This window comes from Rhodonellum psychrophilum GCM71 = DSM 17998 (assembly GCF_000381545.1).
Taxonomy (GTDB): domain Bacteria; phylum Bacteroidota; class Bacteroidia; order Cytophagales; family Cyclobacteriaceae; genus Rhodonellum; species Rhodonellum psychrophilum.
Genome location: NZ_KB906674.1, coordinates 157143 through 175198, shown reverse-complemented (window position 1 = coordinate 175198; position 18056 = coordinate 157143). Strand labels below are relative to the sequence as shown.

The 18056-nt window shown below is 44.4% G+C and carries 11 protein-coding genes; 4 read left to right on the top strand and 7 right to left on the bottom strand.

What is annotated here, in order from left to right:
• The first annotated feature begins 207 nt into the window (after positions 1-207).
• The 4 genes from F824_RS0103890 (at position 208) to F824_RS0103860 (ending at position 7550) form a co-directional block, all read left to right on the top strand.
• The gene (locus tag F824_RS0103890; protein ID WP_019596549.1) at positions 208-3417 is read left to right on the top strand and encodes a SusC/RagA family TonB-linked outer membrane protein; all 3210 of its coding nucleotides are present in this window, start codon (positions 208-210) and stop codon (positions 3415-3417) included.
• Positions 3418-3430: 13 nt separating this feature from the next.
• Positions 3431-5170, top strand: coding sequence for a RagB/SusD family nutrient uptake outer membrane protein (locus F824_RS0103885; RefSeq protein ID WP_019596548.1), 1740 nt, complete (start codon positions 3431-3433; stop codon positions 5168-5170).
• Positions 5171-5897: 727 nt separating this feature from the next.
• Entirely contained in the window at positions 5898-6320 is a 423-nt protein-coding gene (locus F824_RS0103870; protein WP_019596545.1) for a VOC family protein, read from the top strand.
• Between the two features lie 165 nt (positions 6321-6485).
• The gene (locus F824_RS0103860; protein WP_019596543.1) at positions 6486-7550 is read left to right on the top strand and encodes an aminotransferase class I/II-fold pyridoxal phosphate-dependent enzyme; all 1065 of its coding nucleotides are present in this window, start codon (positions 6486-6488) and stop codon (positions 7548-7550) included.
• Between the two features lie 290 nt (positions 7551-7840).
• On the opposite strand, the gene F824_RS0103855 is transcribed toward F824_RS0103860, so the two are convergent.
• The 7 genes from F824_RS0103855 to F824_RS0103820 all read right to left on the bottom strand — a co-directional run bounded on the left by F824_RS0103855 (position 7841) and on the right by F824_RS0103820 (position 17979).
• Positions 7841-8578 (bottom strand): 1-(5-phosphoribosyl)-5-[(5-phosphoribosylamino)methylideneamino]imidazole-4-carboxamide isomerase, encoded by a 738-nt coding sequence (locus F824_RS0103855; RefSeq protein ID WP_019596542.1) that lies wholly within the window; start codon positions 8576-8578, stop codon positions 7841-7843.
• A gap of 344 nt (positions 8579-8922) precedes the next feature.
• Entirely contained in the window at positions 8923-9966 is a 1044-nt protein-coding gene (locus F824_RS0103845) for a WD40/YVTN/BNR-like repeat-containing protein (protein ID WP_019596540.1), read from the bottom strand.
• A 9-nt stretch (positions 9967-9975) separates the two neighbouring features.
• On the bottom strand, positions 9976-10893 hold the full coding sequence (locus F824_RS0103840; protein WP_019596539.1) for a hydroxypyruvate isomerase family protein: 918 nt from the start codon (positions 10891-10893) through the stop codon (positions 9976-9978).
• A gap of 1 nt (position 10894) precedes the next feature.
• Complete coding sequence (locus F824_RS0103835; RefSeq protein ID WP_019596538.1) at positions 10895-12211, bottom strand: Gfo/Idh/MocA family protein; 1317 nt, start codon at positions 12209-12211, stop codon at positions 10895-10897.
• A 17-nt stretch (positions 12212-12228) separates the two neighbouring features.
• Positions 12229-13206: a formylglycine-generating enzyme family protein gene (locus F824_RS0103830; RefSeq protein ID WP_019596537.1), complete on the bottom strand. Its 978-nt coding sequence runs from the start codon at positions 13204-13206 to the stop codon at positions 12229-12231.
• Between the two features lie 74 nt (positions 13207-13280).
• A complete protein-coding gene (locus F824_RS0103825; RefSeq protein ID WP_051107540.1) occupies positions 13281-14624 on the bottom strand; it encodes a vanadium-dependent haloperoxidase in 1344 nt (447 codons plus the stop codon).
• Positions 14625-14628: 4 nt separating this feature from the next.
• Positions 14629-17979: a VCBS repeat-containing protein gene (locus F824_RS0103820; RefSeq protein WP_031327031.1), complete on the bottom strand. Its 3351-nt coding sequence runs from the start codon at positions 17977-17979 to the stop codon at positions 14629-14631.
• Positions 17980-18056: the final 77 nt, after the last annotated feature.

Sequence of the window (18056 nt, the reverse complement as noted above, 5' to 3'; positions counted from 1 at the left end):
TATTTTTTTCCCATAATTCATTCATTATAAAATCTGTCAAAGTATCACCCATCCATTCAGGTCATATGGATTGAGGAGATAAGATTTGGTTGTCATCGGTATAATATGCGTTGGTTCAAAATTTTCAAGCAAGAAACCAATGTCCTTATTGTGTTCAAAAACTGCTGTTAAAATAAAAAAACAACTCAAAATTAACCAATCTTTTTTATGGAATCATTTTACAAAAAACTAAGCGTGTTTTTACTGCTCTTAGTGCTGTCCAGCGCAACGTTGCTGGCGCAAATTAAAGTCACGGGAACTGTTCTGGATGAATCCGGAGTGGAACTCCCGGGCGTGACGGTGCTTGTCAAAGGAACAACGACAGGGGTTGTGACAGACATGGATGGAAACTATACAATAAATGTTCCTTCGGCCCAATCGGTGTTGGTGTTCTCATTTATTGGATTTGAGACCCAAGAAGAAGTTGTGGGGAACCGATCCCAAATAAGCATAAGGCTACAGCCCTCCATCAGGGCGCTGCAAGAAGTGGTTGTGACGGGTTATGGCGCACAATCAAAAAGGGACATTACAGGCGCCGTGACCACCGTGGAAACAAAGGATTTATTGTCCATTCCGGCCACAACCTTTGCGCAGCAACTACAAGGAAGGGCTGCGGGCGTTAATATTGTCAATGATGCTACACCAGGTGGAGAAGCTACTGTAAGAATCAGAGGATTTGGTACCATAGGAAACAACAACCCACTGTATGTCATTGATGGTGTTCCCACAGAAAGGCAGGGGAACCTTAATCCGGAGGACATAGAGTCCATTCAGGTTTTGAAAGATGCTTCGGCGGCTTCTATTTATGGATCCAGGGCTGCCAATGGTGTGGTGATCATCACAACCAAAAGGGGAAAGGTAGGAAAGCCCACCATCACCTTCAATACTTATCAAGGCACCCAAAGATCAGGGAATTCTCCAGATGTTCTGAATGCGGAAGAGCTTGGAAGGTATCTGTATTTAGCAGACATCTATGCAGGCAAGACCCCTGGTCATGGCCAATATACCTTTGGCCCAAATGGGGAGGTCAGTATTCCGGATTATGTATTTCCAAGTGGAGCCATGGAGGGAGATCCAAGCACAAACCCCAGTCTTTATGCATTAAGACCCGGAAACATTTATGCCATCACCAGATCTGCAGATACCAATTGGTGGGATGAGGTGACGAGGTCTGCCCCCATCCAAAATTACCAGATATCTGCCTCAGGAGGCACCGAAAGTGGCCGGTACGCCCTTTCGGCCGGATATTTTAACCAAGAAGGGATCGTGAAATTCATTGGATATGAAAGGTATTCCCTAAGGGCGAACACAGAATTTAAAGCCCTCAACAATAAGTTGACGATCGGAGAAAATCTATCCGTTACTTTTGATAATCGAAAAGGGGGATTTGGAAACCAAGATGAACAAAATGCAGTATCAGGCGCATATAAGCACCATCCACTGCTTCCTGTATATGATATAGAAGGGAACTTTGCTGGAAGTAGAGGGGCCAATTTGGGCAACAACTTCAATCCGTTTGCGGTTTTGTCCAGACAGCAGGACAATAGAAACATGAGAATGAGGGTTTTTGGAAATGCTTATGCCGCCTTTGACTTCAACGAAAACTTTCAATTGAAAACCAGCCTCGGAATAGATGGCAATACCAGTCGAGGCCGATTCTTGGGCAGACCCCAACCCGAATATGTTGAAGGTAATTTTATCAACAGTACCACTGCGAGGCATGATTACCAATACCAATGGGTTTGGTCAAATGTGCTGAGTTATAGCAAGGTTTTCAAAGAGGTCCATTTTGTAGATGCATACGTCGGAACTGAAGCTATTCAGGAATTTGGGGAATTCTTTGAGGCAGGCAGACAAAGATTTGCCTTCATTACACCGGAAATATTGAGCTATCTGGATTTGGGGGATGCCACTACGGCGACGAACTCGGGTAATGTTTTCAGAGATTACAGTTTGTTTTCTCAATTCGGCAAATTCAATTATGCTTACGCAGATAAGTACCTGGTTCAGGTCATTATCAGGAATGATGCCTCATCCAGATTTTTATCGGCTTCAAGAAATGCGATTTTCCCTGCCTTTAGCTTAGGTTGGAGATTGTCTGAGGAAGCCGCTGTAAAATCAGCTCTTCCTTTTGTGTCGGATATGAAACTTCGCTATGGATGGGGAAAGACAGGAAATCAGGCAATTGGTGATTACAATGCTTTCACAACCTATCGGTCTAATATTTTCAATGCCGGATATCCTATTGATGGCTCTCTCAATTCCCCAACATTGGGATTTGATGCACAGCGGTTTGGTAATCCCAATGCCAAATGGGAGACAACCACTTCCAATAATTTAGGTCTGGATGTTTTGTTATTCAACGATAAATTAAACTTTGAATTTGACCTCTGGCAAAGAGTCACTTCAGACATGTTGTTCACAATACCGATTACATTTACTGCAGGTGATGCGTCCGCACCTTCCTCTAATGTCGGGCAGATAACCAATAAAGGGATTGATATCAATTTGGGTTATCGAAACACCACCATGGGAGGGGATTTTAGATACAGTATCTCCGGTAATTTCTCCACCTATAGAAACAAGGTTGATCGGTTGGACGAAAATGAAGATACGCGATTCTTTGGATTTGGATCAAGGGTTCCTGCTGTTACGGTTACGCAGGCAGGCCTACCCCTTTCATCCTACTATGGATTCAATGTATTGGGGATTTTCCAGTCCCAGGAAGAGGCAAATTCACACCCTACATACGGGAGTTATAATGCCCCTGGAAAATTCAAGATTGAGGACGTAAACAATGATGGGGTAATCACCGACGATGATAGAACCGTTATTGGAAATCCCCACCCGGATTTTACTTACGGCATCAATTTGAACCTGGGCTATAAAAGCTTTGATCTTACCATTTTCGGAAATGGGTCTGTGGGAAATGATATTTTTAATTATGTACGTTATTTCGCAGATTTCAATACATTTCAGGGAAACAGATCCAAATCCGCTCTCTATGATGCTTGGCAGCCCACCAATCCCCAAGCACCTCGAGCCCAGTGGGTAGCTGCCAATCCAAATGCCAAAACTCCTATAATGGATGCCAATGATCAGGTCAGTAGCCGTCCTTCAAGTTATTTCATTGAAGATGGTTCTTACTTTAGAATCAGGAATATACAGCTCACCTACAGCCTACCTGCAAGTGCCTTGTCAAAACTTGGATTTGGTAGGGCATCGGTTTATCTGCAGGGGCAAAACCTGTTTACTTTCACCAAATATTCAGGCCTAAATCCGGAAATTCAAACGAATACCGATAACACCTTGGGATTTGATGGAGGATATATGCCGGTATCGAAAAATCTTTTGATTGGCCTTAACCTTAATTTCTAAATAAATTCCTGTTATGAAAACAATTTATAAAGTTATAACCTTTGCGGCGGTATTATTTATTACTATCAGCTGCGGTGACGAGTTTTTGACCAAGGAACCCCAGGGTCAATTCAGTTCAAGTGGCTTGGCCACAGAGTCTGGAGTAGAAGGACTCTTGCTAGGATCATACAAAATGTTATCAGGCACAGGTCTTGACGGTCAGGCTCCCTGGGAAAATGATGTCCAAAACTGGGTGTTTGGTGGTATTGCTTCCGATGATGCATATAAAGGAACAGATGCAGGGGATCAGCCCGAACAGTCTTTTATCGAAGCGTATGATTTCCAGGCCTTCAACGGGCACATCCGGAACAAATGGAGAGGTCTCTACAAAGGAGTTGCCCGAGCCAATGATGCTCTCAATACCCTGAAGAAGGTAGAAACCATCAGTGACCAGAATAGGGCGCGGATAATTGGTGAGGCTAGGTTTTTAAGGGGTTTTTTCCATATGGAAGCCAGAAAAATGTGGAGAAATCCACCCTATATCAGCGACGAGATATTTGATATTTCGGATGTAGAAAGCACCAAAGTGCCCAATAACCTGGAAATTTGGCCATTGATAGAAGCGGACTTTGAAGAGGCCATGAAAAGCCTTCCCGAAACCCAGGCCCAAGTGGGAAGACCTACCAAATTGGCAGCCATGGCATTCCTGGCAAAAGCCAAAATGTATCAGGGTTGGGATGCCAACGGGAGTGCCAATTCAGTCAAACTTCTAGAAGCAAAAGCCCTTCTGGATCAAATCGTCAGCAGTGGTAGATTTACCTTGGTTGATAAATTTGCAGATAATTTTCTAGTGGCAACCCGCAACAATGCCGAGTCAATATTTGAAATTCAATACGCCATCAACAGTGCCAATGATCAGGCATCCAATCAAGGAGTCGGTTTGGCCCATCCTTATATCGATCCATGGGGATGCTGTGGGTTTTACCAGGCTTCCCAAAACCTTGTAAATGCATTCAAGACGACCCCTTCGGGACTTCCCCTGTTGGATACTTTCAATGATACGGATGTGACATGGCAAACTCCTTATAATGGCCCTCTCGACCCCCGAATTGACCATTCCCTGGGTAGACCCGGTATTCTGTTTAAGGATTTCAAAATTCACGGTACAGACTTTATCAGAGATGTATCCTATGCAGGTCCTTATTCCTCCATGAAACATGTTGCCGAACAAGCGGCTTTTGGTGTAGGCGGATGGGGTAATCTAACGGCCAACAATTATCGGATTATGCGTTATGGAATGATTTTACTTTGGTTGGCAGAGGCTGAGGTCGAAGTAGGAAGCCTTGAAAGAGCTCGGGAGCTTGTGAATATTGTCAGAACAAGAGCAGCCAACCCGGAAAATTTTGTTCCAAAAGCCATTCAGGGCAGTTCCAGAAATGATTTTACCATTTTAGCGGGACAACCGGCGGCCAATTATATCATCAAAACCTATGATACTCCATGGGCGGATAAAGACCTGGCCAGAAAAGCAGTAAGATTTGAAACAAGACTTGAATTCAGTATGGAAGGACACCGCTTTTTTGATCTTCAAAGATGGGGCATTGCTGCTGAAACACTGAATAAATATCTTGAAGTGGAAAGGACCAAACGTGTTTATTTGGCTGGGAGGAGTTTTGTTAAAAACAAAAATGAATTTTTCCCCATTCCTTTGGAAGCGATAGATAGATCTTTGAAAGATGGCCAGCCCACTTTGACACAAGATCCCGCCTATTAATTCAACCTAAATACCAAAAAGAGGCTGCTTTCCAAGCAGCCTCTTTTTGGTATTGAACCAACCATTGCTGTTTGCTACAGGGGGTGGTCTCGACGGAGGGAAACCTTGATCAGGGCTGTCCGCTTTTGGTTGTCTCAATAGTCCACAGTCATAGGAATTTATGGATTTCCATATCTTCTGTAATTTCGAAAAAGGGCAAAACCGAAGATGGTTTTTGCCCTTTTTTTCGCAAATGATGGGCAGTGTGTCTCAGAGGCCTTTGAATAAAGTACCCAGCGGAATTGGAAATTGAAGTCTGGATTTTACAGATAGGCTTTGGCAGTGGCTATCTGGGGTATTCAAGTTTTTCTGAAAACCTGGCAAAGACCATTGAACCGATGTTGTGCATCACCTATTCCATTCTAAACTAGAATCGATCCATAATCGATCTTTGTTCCCTTGCTTTTGACTTCAACCTGTCGGTGATATCAAAAACAGTCACCATCCAATTGATTGTCTTTCAATTACAATATTGCGTTGAGTCCATAATGCATAAAACGGGTTAAACATAAATAATCGAATCAATCCAAATCAAAAAAACCCATGACTTCTGTGTTATCCGACCCCTTGCTGATCCCTTAAAATGCATTCCAAAAACGTCATGGAAAATCTAAGCCTTATTGCTAACTTGGCACTCAAGTAGTGCCAAAATCAAATTACCTCTTAAATCCCAACATACTAAAAAAACATGAGTGAATTTAAGCCTTTTCATTTAGCATTCCCGATCAGGGACATTGAAGAAACCAGAAAGTTTTACGGGGACCTTTTGGGCTGTGCCATTGGAAGAAGTACGGATAAATGGATCGATTTCAATTTTTTCGGCCATCAATTGTCTGCACATATCAAACCCGAAGAACTTCATCAAATGAGTGCCAATCAAGTCGATGGCAAAAACGTGCCTGTCAGGCATTTTGGCGTGATTCTTCCCTGGGAAGAATGGCACCAATTGGCGGATACACTTCAGGAATACGGCATTGATTTCATCATCGAACCCTATATCCGTTTCAAGGGTGAGGTGGGGGAACAGGCCACCATGTTCTTTTTGGATCCTTGCGGCAATGCTCTGGAGTTCAAATCATTCTGGGACGAAAGCCAGATCTTTGCAAAATAACAGCCGCCTGGAACCAAATTTTCCTACGCTACGGTCCGGTAAATGGTGATGCAATCATTCACCATTTACCTTCTGCCCTTCCTTGCTCCAAAGATCCTCTTGTCCGAAAAAAGACCTTTTTATCAAGCGTAAATCTTTTTCGTTCCCAAACTGAAATAAGCGTCTATGCATCCATTTTTACTGACCTCAAAAATCAACAGAACCATCCTGCACGAGGGTCGTGACTACCTTTTCTTCAGTGGGACAGCTTATTTGGGAATGGGGAGTTCGGAGGCATTTGAGGAATTGGTGATCTCTGGTATTAAAAAATATGGACTCAACCATGGCCTCAGCAGGATCAACAATGTCCGATTGGCCGTTTATGAGCAGTTTGAAACCTATTTTGCAGAAAAAGCAGGTGCAGACAGAGCACTTGTCTGGAGCAGTGGTTATTTGGCCGGAAATGCGGCTGTCAATCATTTGAGAAAAGGGATGGATAAGGTCTTCGTAGCCCCAGACACCCATCCTGCTGTTTTGCCCGAGGATTGGGCCCTTGATCCCAAGCCAACTTTCGCCGAATGGGTATCTATGGTTGGTGCGTTTTGCGAAAAAAATTCTGCCCAAAAGATACTGATCCTTGGAAATGCCTTGGACCCGCTCGAACCTAGTCTCCATGATTACAACTGGATCCAAACGCTCCCCTTAAAACATGAGTACACGCTCCTGGTTGATGACAGCCATGCGTTTGGTGTGGCCGGCGAGGGTATTTTCGGGACATACAGACAGCTAAAGCACCTCTCCGTCAATCTGGTCGTTTCCGGTTCCCTTGGAAAAGGGATTGGTCTGCCTGCAGGAATCATTTTGGGAAATCTAGAGACAATAGGGTTGATCGAAAATCACCAGACTTTCCGCTCTTCTTCTCCTCCACCCCCGGCATATTTGGATGCTTTTTTACAAGGACAGCATTTGTATGTGGAGAGAAAGGAAAAACTATTCAACAATTTGGAATATTTTTCCGCCCTCACAAAAAACACAAAGGGCTTGACCTTTATACCTCGCTATCCAGTGTATTCATTCACGGATCCCAATTGGGTAAACCATTTGCAGGAGCATGGGATCATAGTATCTTCTTTTCCCTATCCGTCTGCCCATTCCCGCAAGGTAAACAGGATCGTGATCTCGGCACACCATGAAGAATCGGACCTTTATACACTTTCAAAAGTTCTTGGTGCAATTGCCGAACATTCTTGAACCCGAAATATGCATTAGGTTTCCTATTAGGTGTTGAAACTGTAAGAAAATCAGACCAATTGAAGAATAAGGTGAAGTACCAATATGGTGAAGTAAAAAACTGAATGATTATTAAGCTATTAAAGGGTGGAATTGAATTGGCAATGCATAAAACGGGTTGAATGGTAATGGAGAGTCGGTTTCTTTATTCAATATCTGGTTGTTCACCTTTATGGTACAGTTCCCCAATTATTTGTTCTCAAAAATTAAAATCCGGCATAAAAAAAGCTCCCTTTTAGGAAGCTTTTAAATCAGTTGGTTTCGGCTATAAATTTATCGAGGTCTTCTAGCTTGATGATGTTTTCATAATAAGCCCTGCCAAAAACCGCAGCTTTCAGGCCCATGTCTCTTAATCGCTTGAAGTCATCGATACTTCTGACCCCGCCACTGGCCGCCAGAAAAATTTCCGGAAATTTCTCCCGGATCTGCGCATACAGCTCAAAGTTAGGGCCGTCGGATACACCATCACGTGTTATGTCTGAGCATTTGAGATACTTCAGGCCTTTTTCGTAGAAATTTTCAATATGTTCAAAAAGGTCGATTTCGGTTTTTTTCAACCAACCCCCGATAATGACTTTGTGATTCTGTGGGTCGGTATCGGCGGCAAGATTGATTCTTTCACGTCCATAAGAAACAAGCCATTGGGCAAATTTATCCGGATCTTTGGCGGCAATGGACGCTGCGGTAATGGTTTTGGCACCGTGCTCAAATGCCTTGATCACATCTCCATCCGTGGAAATCCCTCCGGTAAAGTCCACCAAAAGATTGGTGTAGCCGGTAATGGCCTCCAAAATATGGTAATTTTTGGGTTCTCCTCTCTTGGCACCATCAAGGTCAACCAAGTGGATTCTTTTGATGCCGTGGTCTTCAAATGCCTGGGCTATTTCAAGGGGATTGTTGGAGATAACTTGCTCAGTGGCAAAGTCTCCTCTTTTCAGACGAACACATTTCCCGTTTATCAGCCAAATGGAAGGTATTATTTCAAACATATTTTTTTATTTCAAATCGTTTAAATCAGGAGTATTTCCCCGGTCAGAAATCGGATGATTGTTAACTTCATGGCGGGTTGGAAATAATAAATATAATAAAACAAGCCAGCAATCAGCAATCCCGACAAAAAATCTTTGTCATTTTTGGGCTTGGGAAAAATAAAAATCGAAATATCGCGGTCTTACTTTTCCTTATCGGGATTTTCCACTCAGCCAACCCGGTTTCATGGCAAGTACCAAATCTTTGAAAAGAAGTTCTTTTCAAAGATTAAAAACCTTTTTCATTCGGAAAATTACTAGGGAAACCAATTTTTGAAAAATCTATTGCTCAACAATCAAAACAATCAGAATTTGAGTTTTGCAATTTTCCCATTTGCCCCTGACGCCCAAACACCGCTTTGGGATTTGTCCAAGTAAACGGAATGGAAAGCTTCATCCGAAAATCTCTCCCAACCGTAACCCCCATCTTTTGAAAAATCACCTCCATTTGGTCCGACGGTGATTACCCAATGGTGTCTTGGAAAATAGGCAACTCCTGACCGGTATCCGCTCGGAGGATTCCCCGAAGCTGCGGTCCAGGTTTTGCCCAGATCATTTGATAGAATCACATTTTTTTCCGAAAAGTCAGGCTGAAGATAATCCCCTCCCACAGCGATCATGTTGTCATTGTCAACACGTGTGATGGAATATATTCCTTGGGACATTTCGCCTTGAAGAATTGGAGTATCTTGAACAGTCCATTTCGATCCCCCATCATTGGAGTTATAAACCCTACTTATGGACCCGCCACTGGCAAACCAGATATTGTCTGTCCCCATAATGATTCCTGATCCGCTGGCCGCAAAAGCCGCTTCCCCTTCCTTTGATTTCGGAGAGGATTCCAACAGCGCCCAAGTTTCACCTTGGTCATTGGTCCTTAGCACCATCCATTTCCCACCTACGGGGTCTCCAATCACGTACCCATTTTTGTCTTTATTGAAATCAAATCCGTCAAAAAAAGCTCCCTCAGGACCTTTGAATTTTTCAACCCAATTTTTTCCCCCATCGATGGTTTTGTAAATTACTGCAGGCTGACCACTTGATAGTGCCAAGGCAGTAGATGCGCTGAAGCCTTCGATATCCCTAAAATCAACGGTATCCAATCCACCAATCACACCAGTCTCCCAGGTATCTCCTCCATCCACTGTCAATAACCAAACACCGCTAGAGCCACTGGCCCAAACGATTTCGTTGGTGACGGGTGAAAGCCCGCGAAGGGAGGCCTGGGTGGGGGTTTCAATAATCTCCCACCCAGTTGGTCTCTCTAATATGACACTATTTTCCTTTTGTTGACAACTATTGAAGGCGAGCACGCCTATGCTTAAAAATAAAAAAGAAAATAGCCTCATATACTGTTTTTATTTGAATTGATCTGCTTTTCTATAGGCAGCGATCAGCGCCTGTTCACCTTCTTTTCCGGGAATCGCATTTCCGTGTTCCATTCCACAAATGCCCTTGAAACCCTTACCATGAATGTATTTGAACACATTTTGATAATTTATTTCGCCAGTTCCGGGTTCTTTTCGACCCGGATTATCACCGATTTGTATATAAGCGATTTCGTCCCAACAAGATTCCATATTGGGAATAAGATTTCCTTCATTGCGCTGCATGTGGTAAGCATCGTACAGGATTTTGCAGGAAGGGCTGTTCACCGCCTTGCAAATCGCATGGGTTTGATCAGAATATCGGAGGAAAAGCTCCGGGGTATCGCTCAAAGGCTCCATAACCATGGCAATCCCATGTGGTTCAAGTATTTCCGCTCCCTTTCTCAATGCTTCGATCACATTGGAGGTCTGGATTCCCATTGGTAATTTTCTCTCGAAGAATCCCGGTACCACAGTTGCCCATTTGGCATTGACCCTCTTGGCCGTTTCCACGGATTTTTTGCAGGTATTGACAAAATTCTGGACGAATTCTTCTTTTCCGGTGGTGAGAGAAATTTTCCAATTGTCTCCACCATCGATCACAAAAACACCCATCCGCATTCCAAGTTGCTCCAGGGTTTTGCCGATTTTGTTTTGGTCTTCCACGGATCTTCCCAGCAAACCATTGTCTTCCAAAGAACGGAAACCTTGGTCGGCCATGAATTTTAGCTGATCTACCAAATCATCTCCAGAATGCCCTTTGAACATCCCAAAATGGGGAGCATAGTCCAAATTGAAGGTGTCTGCACTTGGGATTTTGGCCCCAAAAGCTGGAATGAAACTGGATCCGGCAAGGGCGGAAACTGCTCCGCCCCAACTGATATTTCTTATGAATTTTCTCCTTTCCATCTTAAATCACTTTAGTTTTTCCAGGAATCGCATGTGGATAAAATCCATCCGCATTGGGAAGTAATTTTGGCATGGCATCCCAAGCCAAACGTTCCGGCATCAAATCAATGTTGGAATTCAGTGCCTCATCCCAAGTAATGACCTTTCCGGAATAGGTTGCGTATCGACCCAAAATTGAAGTCATGGTACTCTTCGCACCATTTTCGGCATCCGCAAATTTGTATTCCCCTTTCGAAATTGCGGCAAAAAGTTCATCATGCTCTACCTGATAGGGATTGGGGTTGTTTTCCCGGTTGTGGGTGTAAATTTCATTTCCCGAACGATCGGTGATGACCCCATGGTTGCCGGCACTGAGGTAAACTTTTCCCTTGGTTCCCTGGAAAGTTTCATCCACTCTATTGTGAGCTCCCGGGAAATGTCTGCACTCACTGAAAATCGTAGATCCATCGGCATAAGTGAAAGTGATGCTGTGGTGGTCAAAGATCTCTCCATGGTCCTTTCCGGTCCGAATGGTCCGTCCGCCAGTCCCTTCTGCTTTGACGGGATAGCCGCCTTTTACCCAGTTGGCCACATCGATGTTGTGTACATGTTGTTCGGTGATGTGATCCCCACAGAGCCAATTGAAATAATACCAGTTTCTCATCTGATATTCCATCTCTGTTTGTTCGGGTTTTCTTGGATTGACCCAAACGCCTCCGTCATTCCAATAGACTTGTCCAGCGACAATATCGCCGATGGCTCCGTCTTGGATTCTTTTGATGGTCTCTCTATAGTTGGACTGATAGTGCCTTTGCAAACCCACGACTACATTGAGTTTCTTTCTTTTGGCTTCCTCAGCTGCCGCCAAAACGCGTCGAATTCCGATGGCATCCGTGGCAACTGGTTTTTCCATAAAAATCTGCTTGCCCTGCCTTACCGCTTCTTCGAAGTGGGCGGGTCTGAACCCTGGAGGTGAAGCCAAGATCACCACATCGGCATCCTTCATGGCTTCCTTGTAACCATCAAATCCCACGAATTTCCTGTCCTCCGGCACGTTGACTTTGTCCTTGCCGTATTTGTTGAAAATGGGCTCATAGCTTTTGTCAATCCTGTCCCTAAAGGCATCGGCCATCGCGACAAGTTGAATATTGTGGCCAGTCTCGAAAGCTTGAAAAACTGCTCCGGTTCCACGACCGCCGCAGCCGATCACGGCCAACTTGATCACATCTGATCCAGCTGCAAATGCCCCAGGCATACTGAATGGCATCATCAATCCTCCCGTCACCAGCGCGCTGGTTTTCAGGAAGTCTCTTCTTGGGTTATTTTTTTTGTTATTCATGGGTCTTGATTTATGGTTTAATAGTCTGTTATCGGTGGATTGTCGTAATAGTCATTGATTTCTTCGGGACTCGGCGGGTCCAATGGCCTCACCAATCTGAGTCCCAAAAACGGAGCTTCGGGAAACCACCATTGGCTTTTTGGGATCTGTGGATCGATTCTTTTCCATTCCGGCGTGGAAGCAAACCGCTTGGAGGAGCGCAAATCCGAGGGCTCACTTTTATAACTTCCTCCCCTGATGGCGCCGGGATATAGGATTTTGACGGGGATTTTTGGGTCCACGGTTTTTTTGTCAGCCCTGCTGGAGTACACATCTGCACCATATTGGTCCGAAGTCCATTCCATCACATTTCCGAGGATATCGTAAAGTCCCCAAGGATTTGGTTTTTTCTGTCCGATTTCCTGCGTCAAACCGGCGCTATTTTCACCATACCAAGCAAAATCGGCCAATTTGCTTTCATCCGACCCAAAAAAATAGGGATCAGAAGATCCTGCGCGGCAGGCATATTCCCATTCGGCTTCGGTTGGAAGTCTGTAAAAGACACCTGTTTTGAGATACAGCCATTTACAAAACTGGATGGCTCCATATTGGGTCATCCCTATGGCAGGCTTATTTTCTTTTCCCATCCCAAAAGTCATGTCCAAATAGGGAATACTTGGTCTGCTCAAGCCATCGACATAGGCCGGAAGCGGTTTTTCGGCAATGGCCTCTTCATAATTTTTGTCCAAAAACATTTCGAAAATATCCCAAGTGACTTCATGTGTCCCCATCCAAAATGCCGAAATTTCCACTTGGTGCAGGGGAACTTCATCGTTGCCACCTGCTGTACCTCCCATGGTAAAAACACCTGCTGGAATCGGCGTCATCCCAAAGGTGACGGGTGCATCAGGAATGCTTTGGACATAAGGTTTGAAGTCTTCCGCCTGGTAATTGTAGCCCACAAAAGCGGCACAGAACAAGCCGCAGAGTACGGCTGTGTATTTCAAAATCGACATTTTATAACAATTTAATGGTCATACAAGTACCCCATTTATTTTCAGAAGCGAGAATACTTTTTTACCAAATAAGCTTAATTTTTTGACAACGGGGAAAACAACTTATCGATGGTCCAGCTACCGATTTCCCTTCCCTGTTTTTGCCCTTCTGTGATCGCATCCATAAAATGAATACCTCCATAAAGACGGGAGATTGCGGCCTCTTCCGCTGCCTGATGGAATCCCTCAAAATCGCGTGTGGGCAAGCCAAATTTGACCTCCACCGTGTCCGTATAGGCGAAATTTTCTCCGAAATAATGGGTCAGTACCACAGCCGATGCAGTGGAAACAACGGAGTGTCCACTGAGGTATTCCGGAAATGGTGGCGTCTGGAGCAGGGGTTTATAGTTGGGGTCAATCAGTTTGCGGATGATTGTTTCGGGGCGGATCCGATTGCTCCGGTATTTTTCATCCCAGCAACCCATAAATGCATCATGCAATGACATGGCCAATACACCGTTGATTTCCATGGCTTTGTCAAAACCGACTTGATTTACCTTGCAGGCAATGTTGCCAATTCCCATCCAATGCGCCCCCGGCGAGATTTTTTTCATCCCGATCATCAAGTGCCCATTTTCTTCCAGTGCAAAAGGATTGCAATCCCAAAAAGCGGCAACAAGCTTTTTCTCCTCCGTCAATTCAACCTGATACACTTCTTCCATCATCTTGTAAAATGGAGAATTTTTATCTGTTGAAAAACGCGCTGGCGAGATGGGTTTAAATTGCGAAGCAGAGTCAAGAAAAAATGGGCGCAAAGTATTGAAATACGGCTCCACCGGGGCAAAAAATCCTGGAGGGGTCGGATACCAACTCCCTTCTGCTGCCAAAGGGGTATATTTTGGAAAACCACTTGTTTTGTTATAATTGTCCGTGGCGGCGTATTTTAGAATCTCTCCGCTGACTTCAATACCAAAGGCCTTCGATTGGTCGATAATTTTCTGGTCAAAACCCAATGCCAAACATCTTTTGGCAAATTCATCTTCGTATACCTCCAAGAGACTCCCCGAAGGCTGCATTTTTTTCGCGGTATGCAGCATGGCAAACACGGCACTTATCCGATGCTCATATTTTTCTGGTTGCTTGATTTTATTGACCGTAGCGCTGTATCCGTTTATTTTTTGAGAAAGCAGTGAAAGAGAATCTTCCTGGTAGGAAAGCGCCTCCATGCCCGCCAGACTCGCATAGGCAAAAAACTTTGCCGCCAATGGAGGGTTGGTCACATCATGAATCATGATATCGGTCATTTGCGAAATCACATTGGCAATTTCATCATTTTGGATGGGTTGGGGTGCTTTTGGTTCGGCGCAGGAGATGGAAACCAAAACCAACAAGCTTCCTAAAACGATTCCTTTCCAAGCCGATTTCCTGCGATTTTCCATTGAATTATTTTTGCATTTCATAAACGGATATCCCCTCTTTATTGATGTAAAACAAGGATTTCCCCTCTCCCAAAGTCAGGATATTCCTGACATCTCCCCTCAAGCCCAATCCTGAAATAGGTTGTGGAAGGTATTCCATTTCACCCTTTTGGTTTACTTTCAAAACCACACCATAATTGGCATCGCTTTTCCCCAATCTTAGCCGTGCGGTTTCCGCATTTCCCGCGAAAATCAGGTGTCCTTCTTTTCCATTTTGGGCAGGAATCCACTCTATGGCATATACCGGAGCAAACTGAACCTGGACAGGCAGCTCCTGCAACTTAAATTTACCATTTGATTCCAAAGTAAAAAAAGCAGTTTTCAGAAAATTTGCCTCCAAAACCTGCGCGCCGTCCAATTCTTCAGGAGAAAAAATATATTCCATTTGGGCCTCTGAGAAACTTTCATAAGTCAGAAATTTATTCCTTTTGGAGGCAAATTGATCGAAGAGCTCATCCCTTGTCAAGTAGGGATATTTCTTGTCCTGAATGTAAAAATTGAAAATGGGATCCATGGATCCGTTTTGGTCAAAATCCTTTGCATAAAGCTCCGCCGGCTGTTCGAAACTTGCCTTGACTTGGCTATTGGTCCCGTGATTTCCTACCAATAGATCCGGCCTGCCATCACCATTGAGATCTTCAACCGTCAGGGTATTCCACCATCCGGAATAATTCCTGTCAAAAAAATCAAAGGTTCTTTCCTCAAGCCTTTCTCCCGTATTGATGAACACGGTGATGGGCATCCATTCTCCCACGACCACGAGATCGAGCAGATTGTCTCCATTGAGATCAATCCACGCAGCATCCGTCACCATTCCGATATGCTTCAATTCCTTGGAAAATTTATCGGTTTGGTCGGTGAAATTCCCCATCCCGTCATTGATCAAAATATAGCTGGTAGGGATTTCAGGATATCTTCCCGGCACCACTCGACTTCCTACATAAAGATCCAAAAACCCATCCCCATTGATATCCGCAGCTGCCACAACTGAAGTGCTGGTGGGCATCTTGGGCAAGTTTTCGGTGCCGTCAAGCCATCCGCCTTTACCATCATTGAGATAAAGCCGGTCCTGAAGCAAAGGATCTTCGGGAAGATAATTCCCATAACCCCCACTGGCCACATAAAGGTCTGGAAATCCATCTCCGTTGGCATCAAAAAATAGGGCATCAGTATCTTCCGATCCTCGGTATTTTTCCGTCCATTCCAATTTGGGCAAAGCCATAAAATTCTTGTTCGGCTTCTGAACAAACAACTGCCCGGCGATGCCGGCAAGCCCCCCGATATATACTGCGTTGGATCCTACTTCCTTGAGTTCGCCTTTTGCCATGGCACTTCTGGTGCCGGAAATGGGGCTGATCATCAAGGGTTGTCTTTTGAAATCATTGATGCCAGAATATGGATTGGGTAGTGAAAAGGGCGCCAATGTGCTTTTTTTGAATAGGGGAGCATTCGCTTTCTTTGTTGAAAAGCCCCCCTTTTTTGCTTCGCTTTCCTTCAAAACAAGGAGTTGGTTTGCAGTGGTACTGAAGAGGGTTTGTTCATCACCGCCAAGCCATCTGACTTTTAAAGAATCCACTTTTTGGGATGCCCCCAAGCCAAAATGCAATATTGGGGAAACACTCGATTGGTAACCTCTTGTGGGCATCTGCTCGATCATTTGGGTAATTCCATCATGATACAGAATCACTTTGGCCCCTAGGCCGGAGGTATTTTGTTTCGCCCCCTCCAATTTTATTTTTAGGAAATGGTTGTTTTCCTTGGTGTTGGAAAGGTTTTCGTAGACAAATCCTTTTTCATTGACATTGTTGATGATCAAGTCCAGGTCACCATCATTGTCCAGGTCGGCATAGGCTGCCCCATTGCTGTTGGCGATGGGCTTGAGTCCCCATTTGTCGGTGACATTTTCGAATTGCAGGCCGTCTTTGTTCTTGAAGACATAATTGCCGATATCCGAGGCAGGAATTTTGGAGACCAACCCAAGAATGTCCTCCCGCTTGAGATTGCTTTGATGCTGGACAAAATCCCCCATGTACTTCAGGAAATCCATATTGGTGTAATCGCGGTTGTAGCCATTGGTGACCAAAAGGTCTTTCAATCCATCGTTGTCATAATCGGCAAAAAGTGCGGCCCAACTCCAATCGGTATTGGAAACTCCAGCCAACTGACCGATTTCGCTGAAGGAACCATCTCCATTGTTCAGGTGGAGCATATTGCGCATGTATTGGTGATGGAAACCAACATTGACCATGAAGTCAAACTTCTCATAGTTGTCGGGTGCCATCAAAAGTTTTTGCCTCTTGTTGCTTTCGGGAAGCATGTCGAGGGTGTAGATGTCGACCAATCCGTCATTGTTGATATCGGCCAAGTCATTTCCCATCGAAAACTGGGAAATATGGCCCAAGGCGGATTTGCTAACATCCGTGAATGTCCCATTCTTGTTGTTGATATAAAGGAAATCCGGAGCGGTATAATCGTTGCTGATGTAGATATCAGGCCAGTCATCCCCATTCAGATCGGCTACCCCAACGCCCAAACCATAGGAAAGTGCAGAGTTTTGGATGCCTGCTTTTTCGGTGACTTCCACAAATTTCCCATTGTCATTCCTGAACAATTGAGAGCCGGAAGGGTCTTTGTATTTCAATACTTCAGCAGTGCTCGATTCGTCCAGAATCGGCAGTGATTTTGGATTGTGGTTGAGCAAAAACATATCCAAATCCCCATCTTTGTCATAATCAAAAAACAAGGCTTGCGTGGAATAGGAATCTATCGCAAGACCATAAGCGGCGGCCTCTTCGGAAAAAGTTGGAATTCCATTCTCATTGGGACCATTGTTGATGAAAAGTTGGTTTTTCCGCTTTTCGGAAGGCATGTTTCCTGAATAACAGACATAAATATCCAAACGTCCGTCTCCATTCACATCGGCCATGGTCACACCCGTTGTCCAAGGTCCATTTCTGCCTGCCACACCTGCCAAGTCGGTAATGTCTTCAAATTTTAAATTTCCTTTGTTCAAATAGAGTTGGTTGGGAACCATGTTCCCAGTAAAATAGAGGTCATCCAGACCGTCTCCATTGAGATCGCCAACTGCCACACCTCCTCCATTGTAAAAATACTCATACACCAAAACGTTGGTATTCAGGGTTTCAGTCAATAGATTATTGAAATGGATTCCTGAGTTTTCTGGAGAAACAAGATTAAAAAGAGGTTGGTCTACGGGCAAAGCAACAACCTTCTCCTCTGAAGTGGGTGGATCACAGGAGATCACCAGAACCATAATCAAAACCGTCAGACAAACACGAGAAGTAAAATCACACATGGGGCAATATTTATATGCGGGTAAAACACAAAGAAGCAACTTGGCAGGAAATTAATGATTTCCAAGCCAAGTTGCTT